We start from the raw sequence: 25,329 nt of genomic DNA, 5'->3' as shown, positions 1-25,329 counted from the left end.
GGCCAACACCTATGTGGTACTTCTCTTGGGTTCTAGGTTTGGGTCTGGCCTGCGCATTCTCCATCTTGAATGCGATGTGGTTCGAACTGCGTGAGAACACTGCGTTGCAAAATGCAGCCGCCTCCCAGGCCAATGCAGATATCGAGGCCTGATTGACCCCGCAAAGTCCAAACGCGCAGCAGTGGCTGGGGCAGTTTTCCAGCCGCGCCCGCACGGCTTTGCGGGTTTCCATGTTGGCGCCGGTGCTGGCCGGCGCCTTGCTGATCCCCCAGGCCTGGTTGCTGGCACAGATTGTGCAGGCCATTGTGGTCGACGGGCTGCCCTGGACAGAGCAGTTGTTCTCTATCCTTATGGTGGCCGCGCTCTTGCTGCTGCGAGCCGCCATTGCCGCTATTGGCGAGCGTCGTGCGCAGAAGGTCTCCGAACAGCTCAAGCAGGGCGTGCGTTCAGACTTGTTTGCCCGACTGTTTCGCAGTACCGTGCCGCGCTTACGAGCCAGCAGTAGCGGCGAGCTTTCCAGCAGCCTGATTACACAAATTGAAGCGCTGGATGGCTTTGTGACGCGCTACATCCCTTGCATGGCTGCGGCGGCCCTGGTGCCCTTGGCGCTGGTGCTGGCGGTCTTGCCGGTGGATGGCGTTGTCTCCTTGATTCTTTTGTTGAGCACGCCTCTGATTCCTCTGTTCATGGCCTTGGTGGGCTGGGGGGCGGAAGCGGCCAGCCGTGAACAACAACAAACAACGCTGCGTCTGTCGGGGTTTTTTGCCGATCGTCTGCGTGGCATTTTTACCCTGAGTCTGATGGGCCGGGGGCAGGACGAGTTGCAGCGTGTGGAATTGGCCAGTCAGGAGTTGCGCACACGCACCATGAAAGTGCTGCGCATCGCGTTTTTATCGTCGGCTGTGCTGGAGTTTTTTGCGGCCCTGGGCGTAGCAGGTATTGCTGTCTATATTGGCCTGGGGTATCTGGGTTACTTGGGGGAATCCTTCTCGGGCATCAGCTTGCAACAAGGCTTGTTCTGTTTGCTCCTGGCACCTGAGGCGTATCAACCCCTGCGCCAGTTGGCGGCCAATTACCATGACCGCGCGGCGGCTCGTGCGGCCGCTGTGGAAATCGATCGATTATGGGCCAGCCTGGGTCAGGATCTGATCCCTCCCGCGCCTTCCAGCCTGGACGTGCAAACGGTATTTCCCAATTTACCGGTTCTTGTCCTGCGTCAGGTCCATTTGCCTCAGTTGGGTGGGTGTGGAACCTTGCTTGAGGTGCCCGGACTGCAGCTGTACATAGACCAGTCTTACGCGGTTCTGGGAGCCAGTGGTTCGGGCAAGACCAGCTTGCTGGAGAGTCTGATTGGATTGCGTCCCCTGTCTCAGGGCGAGATTTTGCTGCGCAACAGCGATACTGCCGGACGCTTGCTGACTCGTCATGACGGGGTGGTACTGATTTCACAGCAGGCTTTTTTAGCGATGGGCACGATTGCCGACGGCTTGCGTCTGGCAGCACCGCAGGCCAATGAGGAGCAACTGTGGCAAGCCCTGGAACAAGCCTGTGCAGCCGATTTCGTGCGAGCCCTGCCAGCCGGCCTGCAGACTGAGCTGGGTGAAGGGGGGTTTGGGCTTTCCGGCGGTCAGATACAGCGTCTGGCCTTGGCGCGTCTGTTCTTGACGGACCCGCATGTTGTGTTGCTGGATGAGCCCAGTTCCCGCCTGGATGCAGCCACACGAGATCGCGTTATGCGCAATGTTCTGCGCTTTTGTCAGGGCCGCTGTCTGGTTGTGGCCACGCATGATCAGGAATTGGCGGCTATGTGTTCCAACCGCTTGCAGATTGCCCAAGGAGTGTTGACGGCATGAAAGCGTGGTTTCGCCTTTTAGGTGCCAGTTTGCGCGCACGCCGTGGAGCGGTTATGTTCACGGTACTTCTGGCGATCAGTACGGTGGCAGCCGGCGTCAGCCTGCTCGGGGTCGCAGGCTGGTTCCTGAGCAGCGCCTTTCTGGCGACCTTGGGGATCGTCTTTAATCTGTTCGGCCCCTCCGCCATGATCCGTGGTTTGTCATTTTGGCGTATCGCTTCCCGTTATCTGGAGCGTGTGGTCGGCCATGCTTTGACCTTGGATTTGCAGGTTCGCATCCGGACTCTGGTTTTTGGGCGTTTGAGTCGCTTTAGTCAGTCCCGTCTGGCGCAGTTTCGTGATGGCGAGCTGGCGTCCAGTCTGACCTCGGATGTCGCCGTTCTTGATCTAGTGCTCTTGTTGATTCTGGTGCCTTTGACCACTGCCGTGTTTGCCGGACTGGTGTTCAGTGCCGTTTTGCAAACCTGGTTGTCCTGGTGGGCCTGGCTGATTCTGGCCTGCCTGCTGGTGGCAGCCTGCCTGATTCCCTACCTTTGCGCCCGGGGTGCCAGCCGTGCTGCCGAGCAGGTCCATCAGCTGGAAAATCGCCAGCGTGTTCTGGTGCATCAAGCGATACGAGCTTACGCCGACATTCAGGTGTTTGCGGCTGCTGATGCTGTTCAGAAACAAGTGGATAAGCTGGCCCAAGCGCTCAGTCAAGCCCGGTTGCGCAGCAACGGCTGGGGCATTGCCGGTCAGTTTTTCCAACAGCTTCTTATGGGCGTAGCCCTGTTGATCTGCTTGCTGGTGGGTGCGCAGCAGGTGAATGTACAAGCCATGAGCGGGCCCTTATGGGTCGGTTTGGTTCTTGCTTTGTTGGGTTTGTTCGAGATTATGGCTCCCATGATGCGAGGAGCGTCACGCTTGGGTGAAGTTCAGGCGGCCAGTACACGCTTGTTGGGAATTTTAGATGAACCGCTTGAAGCACAGCAGGAGCAAGGTCAGGCCATTGTTCTGGATGGGCCCGCTTCCTTGGACGTTTCCGATCTGAGTTTCGCTTATGGTTCGCAGCCGGTACTGGAGCACTTGTCGCTGCACGTTCCGCCCGGCGAGCATATTGCGATTTTTGGCCCTAGCGGTTCGGGCAAATCAACCTTGCTAAGCGTATTGATGCGCTTGTTGCCGGTGCCTGGTCCGCAATACCTTATTCAGGCCGAGCCGGCTCCACACTGGAGCCGTGCCAGTTGGTTTGATCATTGCGCCTTGCTGGCGCAGGACTCGCCGCTGTTTCTGGGTTCTGTACGCGATAATCTGCTGCTGGCCGATCCGGGGGCCTGCGAGCAGCGCCTGTGGCAGGTACTGCACGATGCCCAGCTGGATTCAGTCGTGCGTGACTTGCCACAAGGCTTGGACACTTGGCTGGGTGAGGGGGGGCAGCAACTGTCGTTGGGGCAGCAGCGCCGTTTATGTCTGGCCCGTGTTTTGTTGTCGCCGGCCCATATCTGGTTCCTGGATGAGCCCACGGCGAGTCTGGACGGCCCGACCAGTCAGGCCCTGATGCAAGATATCCTGACGGCCGCTCGGGGCAAAACCGTGATTATGGCGACTCACGACACGCGTTTGCTGCCGTTGGTTGATTGTGTTTATCAGTTCGAGGCAGGGCGCTTGCAGCGCGTCGCGGGCTCCTGTGCAACTGCTGCGGAGCCAAACTAAAAGACCTTCCCGGTCAAGTCTGCGGGAGTTTCCACTCAATCGCGTCGTATTAGTACAACGTGCGGGCACAAGCGGGATGAGCCCTTGTTGCTGCTGCCCAATTGTGTACACTTGCAACGTATCCAAGTGCGCCCTTTGCGCCCGGATTTTTTGTTGTAGAAGCTTTGACATGCAAATAGATCCCACCCAGTACATCCGTCAAATCATTCGCAATGTGCCGGATTGGCCCAAGCCAGGGGTGACGTTCCGCGATATCACCCCGGTGTTGCAAGACCCGCGCTCTTTTCGGGTACTGATTGACCTGTTTGTCTACCGTTACATGGGACAAAAACTGGATCTGGTGGCGGGTGTGGATGCTCGCGGTTTTATCGTCGGCTCGGTGCTGGCGTATGAGCTGAATCTGGGTTTTGTACCGGTACGCAAGAAAGGCAAACTGCCTTTCAATACGGTGGCGGAAGAATATTCCCTGGAGTATGGCAATGCCAGTGTGGAGATGCACACTGACTCCGTGCGTCCTGGTCAGCGCGTACTGCTGATTGATGATTTGATTGCGACCGGCGGGACCTTGCTGGCGGCTGCACGTTTGTTGCAGCGTTTGGGGGCCAATGTGGTGGAAGCCGCGGCTATTATTGATCTGCCCGAGCTGGGCGGCTCCAAAGCGGTAACAGACTCCGGCCTGTCGGTGTATACCGTCTGCAGCTTTAAGGAATCGGATCGCTGATCCTTATAGGCCGATCGATCACCGCTTATGTGGTCCAGAAAAATCCCTGCCATGCACGCGCATCGCAGGGATTTTTGTTGGCCGCCTGTCAGGTTTGCAGCGGGTTTGGCAAAACGCCAAGTCCGCCCTGGGGTTGTAAATCAGAAGCGCAGCTTCATGAACAGCGAACCGGCGTGATCCTGGTTGCGGCCAAACTGCCCCTGATAGTTCAAGCCAAAAGAGGTGTTTTTGCCGGCTTTCAGTTCGGCACCCAATTCGGCAACGGCGGCGTTCTTGGCGATGGGTGCACCGCTTACGCGAAAGTTGCTGCCGGGCAGGGCCGCAAAGGCCAGTTCACGTTCGGGGTTAGTGTCACCCAGGGCGTGACGCCAGCCCAAACCGGCGCTCAGGGCCACCGTGGTTTTGGACAGGTCCAGCTCCGTGGTGCCCCGCAGCCCCAGTGTGACCGTGCTCAGGCTCTGACGTTGGGAGTCACCTCGCAATGCGGCCTGACCGCCTGATTCGCTAAAGGAGCCGTGACGCAATTGGTGCCAATTGACGCTGGCATAAGGCTCCACGCTGGAGCGGGGGCTCACCGGCATGCGGTAAGCCAATTGGGCAAAGGCCTGGACGCTGTGGGCCTTGTAGTCGGCTTTCAGCGTCTCGTTCTGATGAACGAAGATCGAGCGTTCGCTGTCCAGGCGGTGACGGGTGTAGGCGGCACCGGCCAGCAAGTTCAAGCTGCCTGAGCCCATTTCCCAGGCCTGCGTACCGTACAGGGCGGCGCTGTAGCTGTTGCTGCGCGAGCTCTGACGGCGATCATCCAGTTTGATGCGGTTTTCCAGATAGCCCAAAGACGCACCCATGCGCCAGCCTTGTTCGCCGATGGAGGTATCGCCACCCAGGAACAGGCCGCCGACTTTGTGGCGTACATCCTGGCTGTCCTCGTTGCCGTCCAGATCGCGTTGTTGATGGATCACGTCCGCCCACAGCACGGTGTCTTGTCCTGTGGCATGACGGGCGCCCGAGGCTTGTTTGCCCAAGGTACGGGGCAATAGATCGCCATTGCTGAGCAGTGCCGAGGTGGTGCCCGCATGGATCTGGCCTTGCAGTTGTTCCATATAGCCTGCGACCTGGCTGGACTGGGCATTGAGCACCGTGTCATACAGTTCAGCCATCGCGGCTGGTGGCTGGTCCGAGCCGGTATCCAGAGCGTTGGCCACGGCTTTCTGGTTGCGGGTATGGGCAAATGCTGCAAAGGGGGTGTCATTGCGCTGGATCATCAAGGACAGGCCGGGGCCGTAGAGCAGCGTGGGTGACAGGAATGCCATGTCGTACGTAATGTGGCTGTATTTCCCGGTCACGCCCTGGGCTGCCTCCACGAAGGAATAGGCGACGTTTTGACGGAAAGGGCCGCCGGCCAGCTTCAGGGTGCCGTCGATATGGGCGGCCCCCCCGACGACCAGACGATCGTTTGCACCAGCAGGGCCAACCTCCAGTTCATGCACCGAACCGGCATGGGCGGTATAGTCGCCGCTGACGGTCAAGGTGCCTACAGAATTACCGGGGGCCAAGGTGCCGTAGTTATCGACTTGTGCGACCGTACCGGCCCCCCCCAGCGTTCCCTCACGCTCAACGATCACAGCAGAAGCCAGCGTGCCATTGACGGCCAGACGACCACCGCTGACGGTGGTGTCGCCGGTATAGCTGTTATTGCCCGTCAGCTCCAAAGAGCCGGCGCCGCGCTTGTGCAAGCCGCCTGTGCCCTTGATGTCATTGGCGAAGGTGGAGTGATAGCCCAGCGTATCGACGTCAAACAGGCGGGTAAATTGCGCGGGCCCTTGCACGGCCTTGCCTACATTCATCAGGCCCCAGCCGTACGTGCTGGGGTCGCCCATATCGGTGGCGGTAGTCAGCAGGGTTTGCTGCAGATGATAAGCGGTGAAATAGGGGAAGGCCTCCTTGACTAATGCTGCTGCTCCGGCCACATGTGGTGATGCCATGGAGGTGCCGCTTTTATAGGTATAGCCGCCGTCCGAGTTGACGGCGTTGATGCCAGGATCCCACTGCCCCCCTGGCGCGGTCAAACACCACTCGGCGGCAACCCCACATTTATTGGCGTAGACGGCCAATGAACCGTCCTCCCCTACTGCCGTCACGGCCAGCCAGTTGTCTTTCAGCTCGGGGAACCAATAGGGAGAACCGGCCAGAAAATCGGGGTGGTCTTGAGATTCATTGCCGGTAGCAAACACCATCAGGGAGCCGGCCTGCGCACTGTTCTTGAAGGACTCAATGATCAGAGGGTGGGCCTCTAGGGCGCTTTGCGCTGAGCCATAGTCCACAATATGGCAGGGCGGGTTATAGGACCTTGAGCAGTCATTGAGCCCTAGACTGCTATTGATAATGGGTAGCTTGAATTGGGCGAGATAGTTCCAGCCATTAGAGAGCATTCGATCTTGAAAGGCCCTTATATCGTCTGGAGTCGGTGCAGTGCCGTCATTGTCATCATCATCATCATCACCATCATCATCATCATCGTCAGCAACCATGCCGTAAGCAGCGACAAAAAGCTGGCTATTGAAAGCGACCCCGTGCATGCCTGCTCCATCACGTCTCGCACCCATGATTCCGGCAACATGGCTCCCGTGCCCGGCAGGAGGCTGAGTATCGACTCCTTGGCCATTGGCGTAGAGGCTGTTGCTGGTAAAGTCAAAGCCTCCTGCAATAGCGCCGGCAAACTCCGGGTGATCTGCCTGAATGCCCGAGTCCAGATAACCGATCGTGACGCCCTGGCCCGTAAAGCCGAGCGAATAGGCTTTGGCGGCATTGATCATGTCCAGGCCGGGTTGACGCTTATATTCTTTGGTGCGCCATTGCTCCAGCGAGCTCTCAGAATCGGCGTGGACGATACCAGGTAAAGTCAGGCTTAACAAAGCCAACTGCACCAGCATAGAGGTGTTGCGTTTCTTGTTCGACATGTCTTATCTACTTGGATTTGCTAAGGAGGGTGGCCACTCGTTGTGAAAACCTGCCGTGGAGGTCCTCAAGGCATCTTTCATTTAACGGCATAGCCGTTTAATCCGGCTGTTAGGGACTGCAGTATTGTCGAGATCGTGTTCTTGTGGGGACCCATGCCATGCATGCGTATCGCAGGGATTTTTGTTGGTCGCCTGTAAGCTCGCAGCGGGTTTGGCTAAATGCCAAGCCCGCCTTGAGGGTTTCAATCAGAAGCGCAGTTTCATGAACAGTGAACCGGCATGATCCTGGTTGCGGCCAAACTGCCCCTGATAGTTCAAGCCAAAAGAGGTGTTTTTGCCGGCTTTCAGTTCGGCACCCAATTCGGCAACGGCGGCGTTCTTGGCGATAGGCGCACCGCTTACGCGAAAGTTGCTGCCGGGCAGGGCCGCAAAGGCCAGTTCAGGTTCAGGGGTGGTATCACCCAGGGCGTGACGCCAGCCCAAACCGGCGCTCAGAGCCACCGTGGTTTTGGACAGGTCCAGCTCCGTGGTGCCTCGCAGCCCCAGCGTGACCGTGCTCAGGCTCTGACGTTGGGAGTCACCTCGCAATGCGGCCTGGCCGCCTGATTCGCTAAAGGAGCCGTGACGCAGTTGGTGCCAATTGACGCTGGCATAAGGCTCCACGCTGGAGCGGGGGCTCACCGGCATGCGGTAAGCCAATTGGGCAAAGGCCTGGACGCTGTGGGCCTTGTAGTCGGCTTTCAGCGTCTCGTTCTGATGAACGAAGATCGAGCGTTCGCTGTCCAGACGGTGACGGGTGTAGGCAGCGCCGGCCAGCAGGTTCAAGCTGCCTGAGCCCATTTCCCACGCCTGCGTCCCGTACAGGGCGGCGCTGTAGCTGTTGCTGCGCGAGCTCTGACGGCGATCATCCAGTTTGATGCGGTTTTCCAGATAGCCCAAAGACGCACCCATGCGCCAGCCTTGTTCGCCGATGGAGGTATCGCCACCCAGGAACAGGCCGCCGACTTTGTGGCGTACATCCTGGCTGTCCTCGTTGCCGTCCAGATCGCGTTGTTGATGGATCACGTCCGCCCACAGCACGGTGTCTTGTCCTGTGGCATGACGGGCGCCCGAGGCTTGTTTGCCCAAGGTACGGGGCAATAGATCGCCATTGCTGAGCAGTGCCGAGGTGGTGCCCGCATGGATCTGGCCTTGCAGTTGTTCCATATAGCCTGCGACCTGGCTGGACTGGGCATTGAGCACCGTGTCATACAGTTCAGCCATCGCGGCTGGTGGCTGGTCCGAGCCGGTATCCAGAGCGTTGGCCACGGCTTTCTGGTTGCGGGTATGGGCAAATGCTGCAAAGGGGGTGTCATTGCGCTGGATCATCAAGGACAGGCCGGGGCCGTAGAGCAGCGTGGGTGACAGGAATGCCATGTCGTATGTAATGTGGCTGTATTTCCCGGTCACGCCCTGGGCTGCCTCCATGAAAGAATAGGCGACGTTTTGACGGAAAGGGCCGCCGGCCAGCTTCAGGGTGCCGTCGATATGGGCAGCACCGCCAACCACCAGACGATCTGTTGCGCCTGCGGTGCCGACTTCCAGTTCATGCACCGAACCGGCATGGGCGGTATAGTCGCCGCTGACGGTCAAGGTGCCTACAGAATTACCGGGGGCCAAGGTGCCGTAGTTATCGACCTGTGCGACCGTACCGGCCCCCCCCAGCGTTCCCTCACGCTCAACGATCACAGCAGAAGCCAGCGTGCCATTGACGGCCAGACGACCACCGCTGACGGTGGTATCGCCGGTGTAGCTGTTGTTGCCGCTCAGCTCCAGTGAGCCGGCGCCGCGCTTGTGCAGTCCACCCGTGCCGCTGATGTCATTGGCGAAGGTGGAGTGATAGCCCAGCGTATCGACGTCAAACAGGCGGGTAAATTGCGCGGGCCCTTGCACGGCCTTGCCTACATTCATCAGGCCCCAGCCGTACGTGCTGGGGTCGCCCATGTCGGTGGCGGTAGTCAGCAGGGTTTGCTGCAAATGATAAGCGGTGAAATAGGGGAAGGCCTCCTTGACCAAAGCCGCTCCACCCGCGACATGCGGGGCGGCCATGGAGGTGCCGCTAAAAGCGATATAGCCACCCGAGGAATTGACCGAATTGATGCCGGGCTTATCGTCACCCCCCGGGGCGGCCAGACACCACTCGGCAGCAACTCCGCATTTATTGGCGTAGGAAGCCAGGGAGCCATCCTCAGCCAGGGCCGTTACAGCCAGCCAGTTGTCTTTCAGCTCGGGGAACCAATAGGGGGAGCCAGCCAGCAGGTCAGGGTGGTCCTGAGATTCGTTACCGGTAGCAAATACCATGAGAGAGCCTGCTGCTACGCTGTTGTGAAATGCGTTGATCGCCAGCGGCTGCCAATCCAGTACACCTTCGGGGGAGCCATAATCCACGACATTGCAGGGGGGTGGGGAACTGACATCATTGCAGCCATTGACTCCCAAGCTGCTGTTGATGATAGGCAGCTTGAACTGTGCCAAATAGTTCCAGCCTTGCGAGGCGACGCGATCAAAGGCGGCGGCCGCTTCACGCGGGTCGGGTTCATATGGATCATTGCCAAGCATGTCGTCGTCCTCATCCGTGCCGTCGTAAGCGACGGCAAAAAGCTGACTGTTGAACGCGACACCATGCATGCCAACGCCGTCACGACGTGCGCCGATAATGCCTGCAACGTGGCTGCCGTGACCTGACGGTGGGTCGGAGTCTATGCCTTGGCCGTTGGCGTAGGCGGTATTCGTGTTGAAGTCAAAGCCGCCTGCAATGGCCCCTGCAAACTCAGGGTGCTTGGCCTCAATGCCAGAGTCCAGATAGCCGACTGTGACGCCTTTGCCGGTAAAACCCAGTGAGTAGGCTTTGGCGGCATTGACCATATCTAGACCAGGCTGGCGCTTATATTCTTTGCTGCGCCATTGTTCCAGTGTGCTGTCAGGCTCAGCATACGCAATGCCGGGCAAAGCCAGGGTCAGCATCGCCATCTGCACCAGAACATAGGTGCTGCGTGTCTTGTTCGACATCTCTTTCTCTCCAGGGGGTCTTAGACGGGGCGGCAAGTCGTCGTGCATCGGTACCGATCGGTTTCCTGCAGTACATTTAACGTCATGGCCGTTGAATCTTATAGCGACTGAATTTACGTTTTGTCATGCCTAGCGTTTGAGAGCGACAAAAACGTGACAACTTTTTCTTTTGGGCAGACGGGTGCGCAGGGGCTTTCCGTAGGAGGAGAGGCGTTTAATCGAGAGACTACTCAACTGCCGGGAGAAACAGCGGCTCCGGATTTTATTGCGGTAGCGGCAGCAAAGTGACAACAAATCGGCCTTTTACCCGAAACCCACTAGACTGAATTTGCGGTGGAAAACCGCAGTAAGCGGTCAAGGCACAGGCAATGGAGTAGAGCGGTAGTGCGTATTGATTCAAGGAGGCGTCAGTCCTAACCTGTTGATGATTCTGCCAACAGGGCACGTACCGGTTCAGGCTTCAACGTACGTGCGGCAGCAAAGCCTGCAATATGGCGCACGCGTACCAGATCCAAAGCAAAGAAGTGAAAGTCCGTGAAATGACAGAGAAACTCCATATCGGGGAAGCGTCTTATATAGGCTTTCCGGGCCTGATCAAAATCGGCCTGACCTCGTTCGAGTTGGCGGGCCAGCACCTGAAAGGTGACGCGTGGCAGGTCATGGACGGCATCCTGTCCATGTTCGCTTTGGCTGACCATCAGACTGGCGTCGGGACGTTGCATGAGATAACGGGTGTGGGCCGCCATTTCACTGATGTGAATGATGATGTTGGCTTGCTCGGGGCAGATCGCAAAGGGAACGCGGGAAACCACCGGCAAACCCTGGTTGCTGAGCGTGCCCAGCGAAGCAGTCCGTTCGCTGCGCAGTAGGCGTTGGAGGCTGAGCAACAATGGATCATCCATAGACATAAAAACACCTATTCTGAAAAAGCGTCCATACAGCGTCTTGTGCGGGAGGTGCTGCGAAGGGGATATTAGCTTGAGTGGCTCGACAGAAAAGCCTCCTCATGGCACCGTTGTCGCGTTATCCGTTGCCGGGCACCTTTATCTTGCTAATGGCTCAGCGATCAAGAAAGCCCCATGCCGCTTCTTCGTGTAGCTGCCCACCGAGGAACGCTTTTACCTGGGGGGCTGCCCAGTGCTAAACAATACCGATATGGCATTTACAAAACAGGCCGACATAAAGCCGGCCTGTTTGCGGAATGTGAGGCGCGAGGCTTACACCAGCACGCGCTCGATACCACCGTCGTTGGCACGGCGGACGTAGTCCGCCATCCAGTTCTCACCCAGCATGTGCTTGGCCATTTCCACCACGATGTAATCCGCATCCATCTTGGTTTCGTCCTCGTAACGGGACAAGCCTTGCAGACAGGAAGGACAGGAAGTCAGCACTTTGACTTCGCCCTGGAAACCATCGGCGCGAACAGCATCCTGGTTCTTCTGCAGCTCTTCGTGTTTGCGGAAACGGATCTGCGTGGAGATGTCTGGGCGTGACACCGCCAGCGTGCCGGACTCGCCACAGCAGCGGTCTGCCTTGATGGTGCTATCGCCCACCAGGGATTTGACCGTTTTCATGGGGTCCTGCAGCTTCATGGGACTGTGACAAGGGTCATGGTACATATAGCGTACGCCTTGCACATCTTCCAGTTTCAGTCCTTTTTCCAGCAGAAACTCGTGAATATCGATCAGACGGCAACCGGGGAAAATCTTGTCGAACTCGTAGCCTGCCAACTGGTCGTAACAGGTCCCACAGCTCACCACCACGGTTTTGATGTCCAGGTAGTTCAGGGTGGTGGCCATGCGATGGAACAACACACGGTTGTCGGTGATCATCTTCTCGGCTTTGTCGCTTTGGCCGCTGCCACGCTGCGGGTAGCCACAGCACAGATAGCCTGGGGGCAGCACAGTCTGCACGCCAACATGCCAGAGCATGGCCTGGGTTGCCAGACCCACTTGCGAGAACAAGCGCTCCGAACCACAGCCGGGGAAATAGAACACGGCTTCCGAATCTACCGAGGTGGCTTCGGGATTGCGAATGATAGGGATATAGTCCGAGTTCTCGATGTCCAGCAGTTTACGGGCAGTCTGTTTGGGCAGGCCACCGGGCATCTTGCGGTTGACAAAGTGAATGATCTGCTCGCGAATCGGTGCCTTGCCAATCGTGGCAGGCGGCGCACTGACCTGTTTGCGTGCCGGCGCCGCCAGCAGATTGTGAGCAGCACGCTGCGCCTTGTAGCCCACCTCGATCATGGCGGTACGCGTCGCTTTGATGACGCGCGGATCTTTGGCGTTCAGAAAGAACATGGCCGCGGCCGAGCCCGGATTAAAAGACTTCTTGCCCATGCGGTTCAGCAAGGAACGCATTTCCATGGACACATCGCCAAAGTCGATATCGACCGGACAGGGGTTGTAGCACTTGTGGCACAAGGTGCAGTGGTCGCCCACGTCTTCAAACTCTTCCCAGTGCTTCAGGCTGATCCCGCGGCGTGTCTGCTCTTCGTACAGGAAGGCTTCGATCAACAAAGAGGTGGCCAGAATCTTGTTGCGGGGCGAGTACAGCAGGTTGGCGCGTGGCACATGGGTGGCACAGACCGGTTTGCACTTGCCGCAACGCAAGCAATCCTTGATGGCGTGGGAGATGGAGCCAATCTCGCTGCGTTGCATGATCAGCGATTCGTGGCCCAGCAGGTTGAAGCTGGGGGTCCAGGCGCGGCTCAAGTCCGCACCGGGCATCAGCTTGCCAGCGTTGAAGTGGTTGTTCGGGTCCACTTCGCGCTTGTAGTTCTGGAAAGGTTCCAGCTCTTCTTGAGTCAGGAACTCGTACTTGGTCAGGCCAATACCGTGCTCACCGGAAATCACGCCGTCCAGACCGCGTGCAATTTGCATGATGCGGGCGACGGTGACATTGGCTTGCTGCAGCATGCCGTAGTCATCTGAGTTCACGGGGATGTTGGTGTGTACGTTTCCGTCGCCAGCGTGCATGTGCAGGGCGACAAATACACGGCTTTTGAGCACGCGGTCGTGAATGGCCTGCAGTTCGGCCAGCACCGCAGCACAGTCGGCGCCTGGGAAAATGTGTTCCAGATTCTCGCGAATCTCGCTCTTCCAGGATGTGCGGATGGTGTGGTCTTGTAATAGCTGGAAGATCGAGGTGTCCGGGTCGGCCTGCAAACGGGCGTCGATGGCGGCGCTGTCCAGCGGCACGCCAATCTCGGCCAGCTCGGCCCGCGCGTCTTTCAGGGGCTTGTCCAGGTTGTCCTGCAACCACTGCCAGCGCTGGCGCACGCTGCGTACCACCTGAAGGGCGTCGTGACGACGCTCGTTCAGAATTTCTTCGCGGGTGTGCTCGGCATCGTTGTGGTCCTCGATCTTGCCAACGGGCAGATCGCCTTGCAGGAAATCTTCCAGCTCACGGGTAAGACGCAGCTTGTTGTCCGTGGACAGCTCGATATTGATGCGTTCAATTTCTTCGGTGTACTCGCCCATGCGGCGTAGGGGGATCACCACGTCTTCGTTGATTTTGAAGGCGTTGGTGTGGCGGGCAATGGCAGCAGTACGGGCACGGTCGGCCCAGAACTTCTTGCGTGCTTCGGCACTGACCGCCACAAAACCCTCACCGGAGCGGCCATTGGCCAGACGCACGACTTCCGAGGCGGCCGTTGCCACAGCATCGGGGTCATCGCCCACGATGTCGCCAATCAGAACCATCTTGGGCAGGCCATCGCGCTTGCTCTTGGTGGCATAGCCCACAGCGCGCAGATAGCGTTCGTCCAAGTGCTCCAGACCGGCCAGAATGGCGCCGATACGCTTGCCTTCGCCATTCAGGTAGTCAATGACTTCCACAATGGAGGGCACGGCCTGTTTCGCCTGGCCGAAAAACTCCATACAGACGGTGCGAGTATGCGCCGGCATGCGGTGCAGTACCCAGCGCGCCTGTGTGATCAGGCCATCACAGCCTTCTTTCTGGATACCTGGCAAACCGGCCAGGAATTTGTCGGTTACGTCCTTGCCCAGGCCTTCCTTGCGGAAACGGCGGCCTTCAATGTGCAAGGTTTCGCTGCGCAGCAGTTGGGCGCCGGGGGCGTAACGGCCATCAAACCATTTGACTTCAAAGTGGGCCATTTCCACGTCGTGGATCTTGCCCATATTGTGCTCAAGACGGGTCACTTCCAGCCAGTTGCCCTGGGCATCGACCATGCGCCACCAGGCCAGGTTGTCCAGCGCGGTGCCCCACAGTACGGCTTTTTTACCACCCGCGTTCATGGCGATATTGCCGCCGACACAGGAGGCATCGGCAGAGGTGGGATCGACCGCGAAGACGGTACCTGCGGCTTCGGCCGCATCGGCGACACGGCGGGTAACCACGCCGGCGCCGGTCAGAATCGTGGTGACCGGTTCGGACATGCCAGGCAGCGTGATTTGTTCAGGCTTGCCAATGGTGTCCAGCTTTTCGGTGTTGATCACAACCGAGCGCCAGCTCAGTGGAATGGCGCCACCGGTATACCCGGTACCACCTCCGCGCGGGATGATGGTCAGCTTCAGTTCAATACAGGCGCGAACCAGGGCGGCCATTTCGTTTTCGTGATCGGGCGTGAGCACGACAAACGGGTACTCCACACGCCAGTCGGTCGCGTCAGTGACGTGCGAGACACGCGACAGGCCATCAAACTTGATGTTGTCCTTGGCGGTCAGACGCGAGAGTGAACGCACGATCTTCTGGCGCAGTTCGCGGGTATCGGTAAATTCCTGCTCGAACGCAGCGACGGCACCCCGGGCGGCGTGCAACAGGCGCAAAACCTTTGCATCGCGATCGGGCACGGCACTGTCACGACGCTGATCGATCTCGTTCAGACGATGATTCAGGGCTTCGATCAGTTGATGCTGGCGCTTGGGATTGTCCAGCAGATCGTCCTGCAAATAGGGGTTGCGCTTGACGACCCAGATATCACCCAGGACTTCAAACAGCATGCGGGCGGAGCGGCCGGTGCGGCGTTCGGAGCGAAGCTCGGACAGCTTTTCCCAGGCTTCCTCACCCAGCAGTCGCAGGACAATTTCCCGGTCTGAGTACGAGGTGTAGTTGTAGGGGATTTCACGCAGGCGCGGCGTGTCGTTGTTGCGTGCCTGGGCAGCCAGGTGCTTGCTTGCAATGGGGGCGTTCATGGCGATAATTGGCAAGGCCCGTCAAAGGGCGGCTCAACGAGGAGCAGATAGGCAAAAGACAAGTGTATACGAATCGTCGCCGGGCTGCCCCCTTACTACCGGCGGGAAACAGGGTTAATGAGAGGTTTGCGGCGAGTTTGCAGCAATTTACCAACCCAGCTTGGGGAAAATCCACAGCAAACCGGCAGTCATGGTGATATAGCGCCCCAGTTTGCCCACCGCCATGTAAAACACGCTGGGCCAAAAAGGCAGACGCAGCCAGCCGGCTACCGCGCACAAGGGATCGCCCACGACGGGTAGCCAGGACAACAGCAGGGCGGGCGGGCCCATGCGGATCAGCCAGCGCTGCCCCAGCTCATGCCAGCGGCCAGCGGCCTTGTTTCTGGGCTTGGTCTCGTCCTCATCCGTGCTTTGGGGATGTTTCTCGCGCCAGGCCTCATAGGCTTTTTCGGCCGCCAGGCCCGTGGCATAGCTGATGGCGCCCCCCGCCGTATTGCCGACTGTTGCCACCAGCACCGCGGGCCAGAACATATCGGGAGCCAGATTGATATACGCGAAGACAGCCGGTTCGGAACCCAGGGGAAGCAGGGTCGCCGAGACCAGACTGACGATGAAAATGGCACTGAGGCCCACTTCCGGTAAAGACAAGGTGTTCAAGAGCCAAGCAATGAGATCAGAAGTCCAGGCTTGCATAAGTAAAGTGGGTGGGTAAGAGAGGAAATAATGGACGCCAGTGAGGGCTTGCGCCTATGGTATTCTGTTTTTCTTTCCCGGTGAGCGGTCTCAGGCAGGGGCCTGCGGCTGGCCTTGGTGGCAAAACCGGTTGTTAAGTAAAGCTGAGTCATGTCGAACGATTACCTAAAGCGCATTCTGACCTCGAAAGTGTACGATGTAGCCATCGAAACACCACTTGAACCCGCTCCTCAGGTATCGGCACGAATTAGTAACACGGTGCTGCTCAAGCGCGAAGACTATCAGCCTGTTTTTAGCTTCAAGCTGCGCGGTGCCTATAACAAGATGGCCAATTTGTCGGCCGCAGAATTGAAGCGGGGCGTATTGGCCGCGTCGGCAGGCAACCATGCCCAAGGGGTGGCCATGGCAGCGCGCAAGCTCGGCTGCCGTGCCGTCATCGTGATGCCCACCACCACCCCGCAAGTAAAGATTGATGGCGTGCGCAACCTGGGTGGAGAAGTGGTGCTGGAGGGCGAGAGCTATTCCGACTCCTATCAGCATGCTCTGGAGCTGCAAAAAAGCGAAGGTTTGACCTTTGTACACCCGTTCGACGATCCCGATGTGATCGCCGGGCAGGGCACGGTGGCCATGGAAATACTGCAGCAGCATTCAGGCCCGATTGAGGCGGTGTTTGTGGCGATTGGCGGGGGTGGGCTGGCGGCTGGTGTTGCTACCTACATCAAGGCCTTGCGCCCTGAAATCAAGGTCATTGGCGTTCAGACCGAAGATTCTTGTGCCATGGTGCGCAGCATCAAGGCGGGTCGCCGCGTGAACCTGGCCGATGTGGGCCTGTTTTCGGATGGTACTGCGGTCAAACAGGTCGGTTCGGAAACGTTCCGTCTGGTGCGTCAGTACGTGGATGATTTTGTCGTCGTGGATACGGACGCGATTTGTGCGGCGATCAAAGATGTATTTCAGGACTCCCGCAGTGTGCTTGAGCCTGCCGGTGCCCTGGCCTTGGCCGGTGCCAAGCGTTACGCAGCCCAGCACAAGCTTAAAAACAAGACCCTGATTGCGGTGACCTCGGGCGCGAACATGAACTTTGACCGCATGCGCATGGTTGCCGACCGCGCCGACGTAGGTCAGGCTCGTGAAGCACTGTTTGCCTTGACGATTCCCGAGGCCAAAGGCAGCTTTCGCCGCCTGTGCGACGCCTTGGGGACCCGTTCGGTCACCGAGTTCAACTACCGCATGTCCGATCCTGAAAAGGCACACGTTTTTGTGGGGATGTCGATTTCTTCGGAAGCAGAAATCGAGAAGCTGGAAGAGCGATTTGTAAAAAAAGGCTTTGGTACCTTGAACCTGACCGGTAACGAACTGGCTAAAACCCATCTGCGACATATGGTAGGTGGTGTATCCAGTCAGGCGACCGACGAGGTCTTGTTGCGTTTCGAGTTTCCGGAGCGCCCCGGCGCGTTGCGTAAATTTCTCTCCAGCATGAATCAGGACTGGAATATCAGTCTGTTTCATTACCGTAACCAGGGTGACGATTACGGTCGTATTTTGATCGGTATCCAGGTTCCTGCTTCGGACAAGAAAGAGTTCAAGGCCTTTTTGGGCAATCTTGGCTACCCGTATTGGGATGAGACCGGCAACCCCGCTTACAAGTTGTTCCTGTAACACGGGCGAGGACTTGAAGGCCTTAGGGCTTGCGGTCAGCAGCATCCGCATAAAAACACCTCACTTTATCAAGTGAGGTGTTTTTTTGTGCTTGAGTTCGATAGCGGCAGGCCGAGCCGCGATCCAGCAAGGCGCCTTATGTTGTTGCCTGAGGGCTCATCAGCAAAGAATGGCTCAGGTTGCCGGATAGTCTTGCGTCCCGAGGGCAGAACGAAGGAGAGCAAGCCGCGACAGAGGCTTTGTTGTTGGCCTCTTGCGAAACTAGGCCAGACAGCGTTTCAGGGCCTGCCGCAACGACTCCAGACTTTCATTGAGGCGCGTGAAGGCCTGCTCCTGACGAGCCGCCAGTGCCTGCGCCTGCTCCACGGTCACCACTTCGAAACCCAGGCTCTGACCGGGTACGCGTTGGGCGATCTGGGCCAGGTCTACGCTGGCGACTTGAGCGATGCGGGCATAGCCGCCTGTAGTTTGCCGGTCGGCCATCAGCACAATGGGCTGTCCATCGTTAGGCACTTGAATGGTGCCAAAACACGTGGGGGCGGACAGCAGTTCTTCAGATGACGTACGACGTAAGGGCTGACCTTCCAGACGGTAGCCCATGCGTTCTGAAGCGGGGCTGATGCGATAGTGCTGGCTTTGAAACAAGGCCAGCGACTCGTCGGTAAACAGATCCGCTTGATCCAGAATGACGCGCAGGCGCTCCCGTGGGCTCAGGGCCAGGGCGGCGGGCAGGTAGATGCGCAATTCATCCAGCTCGGCTTGAAGACGACTGAGCACCGTTTCGTCCTTGGGGAGTGGCCGGGCCAGCGCAATCTGGTCGCCTTTTTTCAAAGCGCGGCCCTCAAATCCACCCAGGCCTACGCGCATATGGGTGCTTTGGCTGCCCAGTATGGGTTCGACCTGAAATCCGCCATGCACCGCCAGGTACGCACGCGCACCGTGGCCGGGTTTAGCGGCTGGCAGGCTTAGCGTTTGTCCGGCGCGCGCCAGCGTCGGGCGTAGCGCAGCGACGGGCTGGCCATCCAGGGTGGCATCCAGGTCTGCGCCCGTCAGGACAAACAAGGCGGGTTCATCAAAGCGCAGGCTGGGGCCTTGTACCGTCATTTCCAGACTGGCCAGATCCTGTTCGGGGGTATTGCCTGCCAGCAAATGGGCCAGGCGGTGAGCACGCTCGTCCATCGCGCCGCTGGGCGATACGCCCAGATGCTGGTGTCCATACCGGCCTCGGTCCTGCAGGCTGCTTAGCATGCCCGGCTTGAGGATATGTACCGTCATGCGGGAGTCCAGAGATCAAATTGTTCGTGAGGCAATGGCACAAAGCGCACCTGGTCGCCGGGGGCAAGCAAGGCCGCGGGAGAGCGCCGGGCATCGAACAAGCTGACCGGCGAGCGGCCGATCAAATGCCAGCCTCCGGGAGACTCGTTGGGGTAAATAATGGTCTGCCGGTTGGCAATTGCCACCGAGCCCTTGGGCAGCACGGTGCGCGGCGTAGCACGGCGCGGTACATTCAGCGGTTCAGGCAAGATGCCCATATAGGGAGCCCCCGGTGCGAAGCCCACCATAAATACCAGTTGGGGCTGACTGCCGTGCAGCTCAATGAGGTGTTCCTGGCTCAGCCCCAACTGCTCGGCAAGGATTGGCAGGTCGGGGCCGAAGGGGCCGCCGTAGCAAACAGGAATATCCACCAATGCGCCGGGGGCGACCTGATCGCTCACGGCATCCAGGTCGACCAGTGCGTGATGGACATAGTCGCGCAAACGGGCGAGCTGGTCCGTGCTGCCATCGGGATAGAAGTGGATGGCCACCGCCGTAAAGCTGGGGACCAGATCACGGACGCAGGCCGGTGCCTGCTCACGCAGCAGACGCGCAGCCCGGGTACAGCGCAGGCCCGTGTCCAACGATAGCTCGCCGCTGAACTGCACGCGCAGACAGCGGTCGCCCTGTTCGCTAAGTTGCCAGGAGGTATGCATCTTTATTTGGCGAAAAGCGAATCCAGATTGTTGAAGGCTTTGAACTCAAGGGCATTGCCCGATGGGTCCATGAAGAACATGGTGGCCTGTTCACCGGGTTCACCTTTAAAGCGGATATACGGTTCGATGACAAACTGGGTGCCGGCGGCGACCAGTTTGTCTGCCAGGGCCTGCCAGGTGGGCATGTCCAGGACGACGCCAAAGTGTCGAACGGGCACATTATGAGCGTCCACCGCGCTGGTGGCGTTGCTGCCACATTCCGACGGGGCCAGGTGTGCCACGATCTGGTGGCCGTAGAAATTGAAGTCGATCCACTGGTCAGAGGACCGGCCTTCGGGACAGCCCAGGGTCTGTCCGTAGAACTGGCGTGCAACGGCCAGGTCATGGACCGGAAAAGCCAGGTGGAAAGGGCGCAGCTCGTTGGTATGGGACATGCTTGGCTCCTGTGCGGCATAAGGCCGGCAACGTGGTCTTCAGAGCCATTTATTGTAGGGCCAATATGGCCCCGTATGTTCTAGCTGTCCTGGAGTCGGACCCGGCTCTTGGGGAAACGCAACATAAACACGCTGCCTACGCCCAGACGGCTTTGAATCTGCAGATCGGCATTATGTCGCACGATAATGTGTTTGGTGATCGCCAGGCCCAGCCCGGTGCCGCCTGTGGAACGGGAGCGGCCCTTGTCCACACGGTAGAAACGTTCAGTCAGGCGGGGAATATCCTGGGCGGCGATGCCGATACCGGTATCCTGAACGCTGTAGCAGGCTTCCCCATTGTCATTCAAATACCAGCGTACGGTGATGGTGCCATCCTTGGGGGTATAGCGCACCGCGTTGGTAATCAAATTGGAGACGGCCGAGCTCAGCTCGGTTTCCATGCCCTGAATGGCAATGCGGGCATCTATGTCCGTGACAAAGCTGTGCTGCCCGCCCGAAATGGCCTCGCCCTGTTTCAAGGCGCTTTCAATCAACTGGCTGACCTGTACGACGTCACCTTCGACGGTGGGGGAAGATTCCAGGGTGGACAAGGTCAGCAGGTCGGACACAATCGACTGCATGTGGCGCGTTTGCTCCAGCATCATTTGCTCGTAGCGCTGACGCTGTTCCAAAGGCAGGCTGTCGGCCGGCATATCCTGCAGCGTTTCCAGAAAACCCAGCAATACCGTCAGGGGGGTGCGCAGCTCATGGGACACATTGGCCACAAAGTCTTTGCGGGTCGTCTCAAGCATTTCAACCTGGGTGACATCGCGAGTCACAATCAGGAACTGGCCCAAACCGTAAGGCGTCAATTGCAATAGCAAAGAGCGCTCCCGCCCATCTTTGTTCAGATGCAGCATCAGGGGGCCATCCCACTGGGGTTGGCGGGCGTAGCGGGAAAACTCGGGCTCGCGCAGGATGTTGAAGATGCTGTGGTGACGGTCTGTGGCCAGATTCAGGCCGATGTGCTCACAGGCGGTTTGGTTGCACCATTGCAGTTCCATATCCCCGTTCAGGGTAATGGCGCCGTCGGGCAGCGCCTCGGCTGCCATCATGATGCCGTCTACGTAACGATTCAGGTCCTGAATTTCCTGGCGGTCGCGGCGCAACTGGCGGTAAATGGGGGCCAGAATGGCATCCCACGGGCCGACTGCGGGAGGGGGCGGGTCGTTCAGGTTGCGAGTCCAGCGTTCAACGCGGGATAACTGCAAGGTGCTGATGACCAGCAGTAGGAGCAGTCCTCCACAAAACAGGGCAAGACCGATCAATGGACCGAGCCACCAGGCGATCAGGCTGCCCAACAGGGCCCAGATAACAATAGACGTAAATATGCTGAACATGGGATCAGGCGGTCGGCGCCTTTTCCAGTGGGGAAAGGGCAAAACGATAGCCTGAGCCACGGATCGTTTCAATATGTTTGTCGTGTCCGCTCGGTTCGAGCGCCTTGCGCAGGCGGCGGATATGCACGTCTACCGTGCGTTCCTCAACAAACACATGGTCGCCCCACACCTGATCCAGCAACTGGGAGCGGGTGAAAACGCGCTCGGTGTGCGTCATGAAAAAGTGCAGCAGGCGAAACTCAGTCGGTCCGATGGTCAGGGCCATGCCTTGGCTGGACAGGCGGTGTGTGCTGGGGTCCAACTGCAGGTTGCCAATGGAGATCACATCGTCGGTCAACTGAGGCGCGCGGCGGCGCAACACGGCCTTGATGCGGGCAATCAGCTCTTTGGGCGAGAAGGGCTTGGTGATGTAATCGTCTGCACCGGCCTCCAGGCCGTCCACCTTGTCCTGCTCCGAGCCTTTGGCGGTCAGCATGATGACGGGAATGTGTCGCGTGCGTTCGTCCGAACGCAATTTGCGGGCCAGATTGATGCCCGAAGAGCCGGGCAACATCCAGTCCACCAGGATCAAGTCTGGCAGCTCGGCACGGATGAGGATCTGGGCTTGCTCAGCATCAAAGGCGCGCAGCACTTTATGGCCGGCAAAAGACAGGTTGACAGAGATCAGCTCCTGGATCGCAGGCTCATCTTCCACGACTAATATGCTTGTACTCATTGTTAGCTTCAGACTGGTCCGATAAAAAATAAAAGAGGGGTCAGGTCGGCGGCCTGTCTGTATCGGGCTTGAGCACGGGAACCTGCCGCAGGGCTCAGGCCGCTCAAGGGCAATACGGGAGGCACTTCAATTCCTGACTGCACGTAATACGGCCATCATATGGCGTTAATGTTTCAGGTTTGTGAATGTGCGCGAAAGGGTGGCTGTCAGCGGGCGGGATTTTCGTTTCTGTACCGGGAAATCTGCGTTACGATTATGCCATTATGGAAAAACAGCGTCCTTCTCACCCCTCCGCCCAGAATGCCGATACGCACTTCGGCTTTCAAACCGTGGCCGAAAGCGAAAAAGCGGGCAAAGTCGCCCAGGTTTTTCATTCGGTGGCTAACAACTACGACATTATGAACGATCTGATGTCGGGCGGCCTGCACCGTATCTGGAAAGCCTTCACCATTGGACGCGCAGCCGTTCGACCGGGAATGAAGGTGCTGGATATTGCGGCGGGAACAGGGGATCTGACCAAGACCTTTGCGCGTCAGGCCGGTGCCGATGGCGAGGTCTGGCACACGGATATCAACAGTTCCATGCTGCGCGTGGGGCGTGATCGTTTGCAGGACAAGGGCATCATTACCCCGGTTGCGGTTTGCGATGCTGAACATCTGCCTTTTCCCGACGGCTATTTTGACCGCGTCTCGGTAGCCTTCGGTTTGCGCAATATGACCCACAAAGACCGTGCGCTGGCCGAAATGAAACGCGTGCTGCGTCCGGGCGGCAAGTTGCTGGTGCTGGAGTTTTCCCGCGTGGCCAAGCCTTTGCAGGCTCCTTATGACTGGTACTCGTTTAACGTGCTGCCCCGTATCGGCAAGCTGGTGGCCAAGGATGAGGAAAGCTATCGCTATCTGGCCGAATCCATTCGCATGCATCCTGACCAGGAAACGCTGGCGGACATGATGCGGGACGTGGGGCTGGAGCGCGTGCAGTATTTCAATCTGACAGCCGGTGTGGCTGCGTTGCATGAAGGCATTCGTCTGGACTGATCCGCTGCGAATTCTGTCTTTCTATCACGGCACCCTTGGGTGCCGTTTGTTTTTTGTCTGTCACACAGGGTAAAAAAAACATGGTGCAGGTGTACGTGTCATGTTAATGTTCAGCTTATCGTAAGTTTTCTTGAATAACCGACTGGGATGGTATGGCCGGGGGCTCAACCCCCTGTGTGTCAAGCGCTTGTCCTGGTCAGGAGTTTGTGACTATGTCTGGACGGCTTTCTCGTTACTTCATGGCCGCTGTGCTGGCTTTTAGCACCGGCGCTTTGCTGACCGTTTCCTACGATGCGGAAGCACGTCGTATGGGTGGTGGCTCCAGTTTTGGCCGCCAGTCTTCCAATATCACCAGTAATCGCTCGGCTGCGACGCCGCCAGCCGCGGCCAATAACACGACTCGCTCGGCGGCTCCTGCTGCTGGCGCTGCTGCTGCCGGTACGGCCGCTGCGGGTACGGCTGCCAAGTCGGGTATGTCCCGCTTCCTGGGCCCGATCGCCGGCATTGCCGCCGGCCTGGGTATTGCCGCCTTGCTCTCCAGCATGGGCTTGGGTGGTGCGTTCCTGGAAATGATGTCCAGCCTCTTGCTGATTGGCCTGGTTATTTTCGCTGTGCTGTTTATCGTGCGCCGTTTGCGTGGTTCGGCGGCTCGTCCTGCCATGCAGCAAGCCGGTGGTCAGTCCATGATGCGTAATGCCGAGCCTGCTCGCAGCCCCTGGCAACAGCCCCAGGCTGCGCCGGCACCGGCTCCTGCCGCTGCCCCTGCTGTACAGCCGGCCGCTGCTGCCGCTGTGCCCGCACCTCCGGTCGATGAGAGCTGGTTTATCCCTGGTGACTTTGATACGCCGACGTTCCTGGCCAATGCCAAGACCCAGTTTGTGGAAATCCAGAAGCTGTGGGACAAGGGCGATGTCGAACAGCTGCGTACATTCTTGACCGATGATCTGCTCAAGGAAGCTGCCCCTCAGATCGCCCAGCGTCAGGGTGAGAACGTGACTGAGGTGGTCCTGCTCAATGCGGAGCTGCTGGGCATTGAAAAAGTGGCCGATGGTCACCTGGCCAGTGTTCGTTACTCCGGCATGTTGCGTGAAGAGGCGGGTGCCGAGGCCTTCCGCTTCGAGGAAGTCTGGAATCTGTTTAAAGCTGACGGCGCCGGCTGGCTGCTGGCAGGCATTCAGCAGATCCCGGTTGACCCCAACGCTTGATCTTTATCGAAACAAACAGCCGCCTTCTTGTTCAGGCGGCTGTTCTGTTATGAGCGCTCTCGTTTCTCTGTGATCCCATCTGCCCGTGTTCCTTTAGTCTCGTGCATCCGGCCGTGTGTCTGTCGGGTTAAACTGGCTGTTTTAATTGGACTGGTTTACTCGCCCCGGCAGTAGACTTGCATGGACATGCTTGGTATCCCTTCATTCCTAGAACCTAGCGCCGTGGGCGTGCGTTTGCTCAATGCCTTGCTTGATCGCGAGGACTGGGCGCGCGATCGTTTGCAGGCGCATGCAGGTAAAACCGTCTCGCTGATTGTGGGCCGTTTACAACTGGTCTACACCATCACTTCCCAGGGCAAGCTGGAGCAGGGCCACCCCGCTGTGGTTCCTGATGTGACCTTGACCCTGCCTCAGGACAAGCTGCCGGAGCTGCCACAAATTTTGCAGGATGGCGATTTCAGCCGGGTGGCGCAACTGATGCATGTGCAAGGTGAGGCCGGTCTGGCTAATCTGGTATCTGATCTGGCGGCCAATCTGCGCTGGGATGCGGAACATGATCTGGCCAAGATAGTGGGCGATGTCATGGCGGTGCGTCTGTTCAGTGGCGCGCGACGGGCTGTTTCCGGGCTGCGGGATTTGGGGCAGCGTCTGGCCGGCAATGCTACCGAGTACCTGACCGAGGAAAGTGCCTTGCTGGTCACCCGTCCCGAACTGGAACGGATGCGCGGGCAGGCGTCCAGTTTGGTCCAGCGTCTGAACGAGCTGGACCAGCGCTTGAGTCGTCTTGATGCACGTCGGCGGGAGTCCTGAA

General features: G+C 58.5%; 18 protein-coding genes. 8 read left to right on the top strand and 10 right to left on the bottom strand.

Going from position 1 to position 25,329, the window contains the following annotated elements; all coding sequences use genetic code 11:
• Positions 1–11 precede the first annotated feature (11 nt).
• From cydX to RSQ48_RS15085, 4 genes are all read left to right on the top strand, one after another.
• Complete coding sequence (gene cydX, locus RSQ48_RS15100; protein ID WP_003802112.1) at positions 12–152, top strand: cytochrome bd-I oxidase subunit CydX; 141 nt, start codon at positions 12–14, stop codon at positions 150–152.
• Positions 153–1,853, top strand: a complete 1,701-nt coding sequence (gene cydD, locus RSQ48_RS15095; protein ID WP_415301947.1) for a thiol reductant ABC exporter subunit CydD — start codon at positions 153–155, stop codon at positions 1,851–1,853.
• Positions 1,850–3,544 (top strand): thiol reductant ABC exporter subunit CydC, encoded by a 1,695-nt coding sequence (cydC, locus tag RSQ48_RS15090; RefSeq protein ID WP_415301946.1) that lies wholly within the window; start codon positions 1,850–1,852, stop codon positions 3,542–3,544. The genes cydD and cydC overlap by 4 nt, the downstream gene beginning before the upstream one ends.
• 169 nt (positions 3,545–3,713) lie before the next feature.
• Entirely contained in the window at positions 3,714–4,265 is a 552-nt protein-coding gene (locus tag RSQ48_RS15085) for an adenine phosphoribosyltransferase (protein ID WP_003802109.1), read from the top strand.
• Between the two features lie 140 nt (positions 4,266–4,405).
• Here the strand turns inward: RSQ48_RS15085 and RSQ48_RS15080 are convergent, their stop codons facing one another.
• The 5 genes from RSQ48_RS15080 to RSQ48_RS15060 all read right to left on the bottom strand — a co-directional run bounded on the left by RSQ48_RS15080 (position 4,406) and on the right by RSQ48_RS15060 (position 16,122).
• Complete coding sequence (locus RSQ48_RS15080) at positions 4,406–7,222, bottom strand: autotransporter domain-containing protein (RefSeq protein ID WP_415301945.1); 2,817 nt, start codon at positions 7,220–7,222, stop codon at positions 4,406–4,408.
• A gap of 246 nt (positions 7,223–7,468) precedes the next feature.
• Entirely contained in the window at positions 7,469–10,270 is a 2,802-nt protein-coding gene (locus RSQ48_RS15075; RefSeq protein ID WP_415301944.1) for an autotransporter domain-containing protein, read from the bottom strand.
• 413 nt (positions 10,271–10,683) lie between these two features.
• On the bottom strand, positions 10,684–11,178 hold the full coding sequence (locus tag RSQ48_RS15070) for a HugZ family protein (protein ID WP_240209295.1): 495 nt from the start codon (positions 11,176–11,178) through the stop codon (positions 10,684–10,686).
• Between the two features lie 309 nt (positions 11,179–11,487).
• Positions 11,488–15,429: a DUF3683 domain-containing protein gene (locus tag RSQ48_RS15065; protein WP_219235172.1), complete on the bottom strand. Its 3,942-nt coding sequence runs from the start codon at positions 15,427–15,429 to the stop codon at positions 11,488–11,490.
• A 147-nt stretch (positions 15,430–15,576) separates the two neighbouring features.
• Complete coding sequence (locus tag RSQ48_RS15060; protein WP_003802101.1) at positions 15,577–16,122, bottom strand: YqaA family protein; 546 nt, start codon at positions 16,120–16,122, stop codon at positions 15,577–15,579.
• A 150-nt stretch (positions 16,123–16,272) separates the two neighbouring features.
• On the opposite strand from RSQ48_RS15060, the gene ilvA reads away from it, so the two are divergent.
• Complete coding sequence (ilvA, locus tag RSQ48_RS15055; RefSeq protein WP_003802099.1) at positions 16,273–17,781, top strand: threonine ammonia-lyase, biosynthetic; 1,509 nt, start codon at positions 16,273–16,275, stop codon at positions 17,779–17,781.
• Between the two features lie 261 nt (positions 17,782–18,042).
• Here ilvA and RSQ48_RS15050 read toward each other — a convergent pair whose 3' ends face one another.
• From RSQ48_RS15050 to phoB, 5 genes are all read right to left on the bottom strand, one after another.
• The gene (locus tag RSQ48_RS15050) at positions 18,043–19,056 is read right to left on the bottom strand and encodes a biotin-dependent carboxyltransferase family protein (RefSeq protein ID WP_240209294.1); all 1,014 of its coding nucleotides are present in this window, start codon (positions 19,054–19,056) and stop codon (positions 18,043–18,045) included.
• Positions 19,053–19,751: a 5-oxoprolinase subunit PxpB gene (pxpB, locus tag RSQ48_RS15045; protein ID WP_003802096.1), complete on the bottom strand. Its 699-nt coding sequence runs from the start codon at positions 19,749–19,751 to the stop codon at positions 19,053–19,055. Before pxpB ends, RSQ48_RS15050 begins: the two co-directional genes overlap by 4 nt.
• Before the next feature lie 2 nt (positions 19,752–19,753).
• Positions 19,754–20,185 (bottom strand): VOC family protein, encoded by a 432-nt coding sequence (locus RSQ48_RS15040; RefSeq protein WP_003802094.1) that lies wholly within the window; start codon positions 20,183–20,185, stop codon positions 19,754–19,756.
• A gap of 80 nt (positions 20,186–20,265) precedes the next feature.
• Positions 20,266–21,564, bottom strand: coding sequence for a phosphate regulon sensor histidine kinase PhoR (gene phoR, locus RSQ48_RS15035; RefSeq protein WP_240209293.1), 1,299 nt, complete (start codon positions 21,562–21,564; stop codon positions 20,266–20,268).
• A gap of 4 nt (positions 21,565–21,568) precedes the next feature.
• Complete coding sequence (gene phoB / locus RSQ48_RS15030) at positions 21,569–22,279, bottom strand: phosphate regulon transcriptional regulator PhoB (protein WP_035270329.1); 711 nt, start codon at positions 22,277–22,279, stop codon at positions 21,569–21,571.
• 263 nt (positions 22,280–22,542) lie between these two features.
• Here phoB and ubiE point away from each other — a divergent pair, with 263 nt between their 5' ends.
• From ubiE to RSQ48_RS15015, 3 genes are all read left to right on the top strand, one after another.
• On the top strand, positions 22,543–23,313 hold the full coding sequence (gene ubiE / locus RSQ48_RS15025) for a bifunctional demethylmenaquinone methyltransferase/2-methoxy-6-polyprenyl-1,4-benzoquinol methylase UbiE (protein WP_039943448.1): 771 nt from the start codon (positions 22,543–22,545) through the stop codon (positions 23,311–23,313).
• A 212-nt stretch (positions 23,314–23,525) separates the two neighbouring features.
• On the top strand, positions 23,526–24,518 hold the full coding sequence (locus RSQ48_RS15020) for a Tim44 domain-containing protein (protein ID WP_059318223.1): 993 nt from the start codon (positions 23,526–23,528) through the stop codon (positions 24,516–24,518).
• Between the two features lie 180 nt (positions 24,519–24,698).
• Positions 24,699–25,328 carry an SCP2 domain-containing protein gene (locus RSQ48_RS15015; protein ID WP_131070941.1) on the top strand — a complete coding sequence of 210 codons (630 nt, stop codon included), beginning with the start codon at positions 24,699–24,701 and terminating at the stop codon, positions 25,326–25,328.
• The last annotated feature ends 1 nt before the right edge of the window (position 25,329 follow it).

The sequence above is a fragment of the Alcaligenes sp. SJTW-7 genome, from assembly GCF_047716895.1.
GTDB classification, from domain to species: domain Bacteria; phylum Pseudomonadota; class Gammaproteobacteria; order Burkholderiales; family Burkholderiaceae_B; genus Alcaligenes; species Alcaligenes ammonioxydans.
The sequence above is the reverse complement of the archived record's forward strand: the minus strand, read 5'-3'. Positions and strand labels throughout refer to the sequence as shown.

Coding starts and splice junctions, on each gene's coding strand:
- phoB (WP_035270329.1), bottom strand. CDS start 22,279: ATGAGTACAAGCATATTAGTCGTGGAAGATGAGCCTGCGATCCAGGAG.
- cydX (WP_003802112.1), top strand. CDS start 12: ATGTGGTACTTCTCTTGGGTTCTAGGTTTGGGTCTGGCCTGCGCATTC.
- RSQ48_RS15080 (WP_415301945.1), bottom strand. CDS start 7,222: ATGTCGAACAAGAAACGCAACACCTCTATGCTGGTGCAGTTGGCTTTG.
- RSQ48_RS15020 (WP_059318223.1), top strand. CDS start 23,526: ATGTCTGGACGGCTTTCTCGTTACTTCATGGCCGCTGTGCTGGCTTTT.
- RSQ48_RS15060 (WP_003802101.1), bottom strand. CDS start 16,122: ATGCAAGCCTGGACTTCTGATCTCATTGCTTGGCTCTTGAACACCTTG.
- RSQ48_RS15070 (WP_240209295.1), bottom strand. CDS start 11,178: ATGTCTATGGATGATCCATTGTTGCTCAGCCTCCAACGCCTACTGCGC.
- RSQ48_RS15040 (WP_003802094.1), bottom strand. CDS start 20,185: ATGTCCCATACCAACGAGCTGCGCCCTTTCCACCTGGCTTTTCCGGTC.
- pxpB (WP_003802096.1), bottom strand. CDS start 19,751: ATGCATACCTCCTGGCAACTTAGCGAACAGGGCGACCGCTGTCTGCGC.
- cydC (WP_415301946.1), top strand. CDS start 1,850: ATGAAAGCGTGGTTTCGCCTTTTAGGTGCCAGTTTGCGCGCACGCCGT.
- RSQ48_RS15085 (WP_003802109.1), top strand. CDS start 3,714: ATGCAAATAGATCCCACCCAGTACATCCGTCAAATCATTCGCAATGTG.
- RSQ48_RS15050 (WP_240209294.1), bottom strand. CDS start 19,056: ATGACGGTACATATCCTCAAGCCGGGCATGCTAAGCAGCCTGCAGGAC.
- phoR (WP_240209293.1), bottom strand. CDS start 21,564: ATGTTCAGCATATTTACGTCTATTGTTATCTGGGCCCTGTTGGGCAGC.
- ubiE (WP_039943448.1), top strand. CDS start 22,543: ATGGAAAAACAGCGTCCTTCTCACCCCTCCGCCCAGAATGCCGATACG.
- RSQ48_RS15065 (WP_219235172.1), bottom strand. CDS start 15,429: ATGAACGCCCCCATTGCAAGCAAGCACCTGGCTGCCCAGGCACGCAAC.
- ilvA (WP_003802099.1), top strand. CDS start 16,273: ATGTCGAACGATTACCTAAAGCGCATTCTGACCTCGAAAGTGTACGAT.
- RSQ48_RS15015 (WP_131070941.1), top strand. CDS start 24,699: ATGGACATGCTTGGTATCCCTTCATTCCTAGAACCTAGCGCCGTGGGC.
- RSQ48_RS15075 (WP_415301944.1), bottom strand. CDS start 10,270: ATGTCGAACAAGACACGCAGCACCTATGTTCTGGTGCAGATGGCGATG.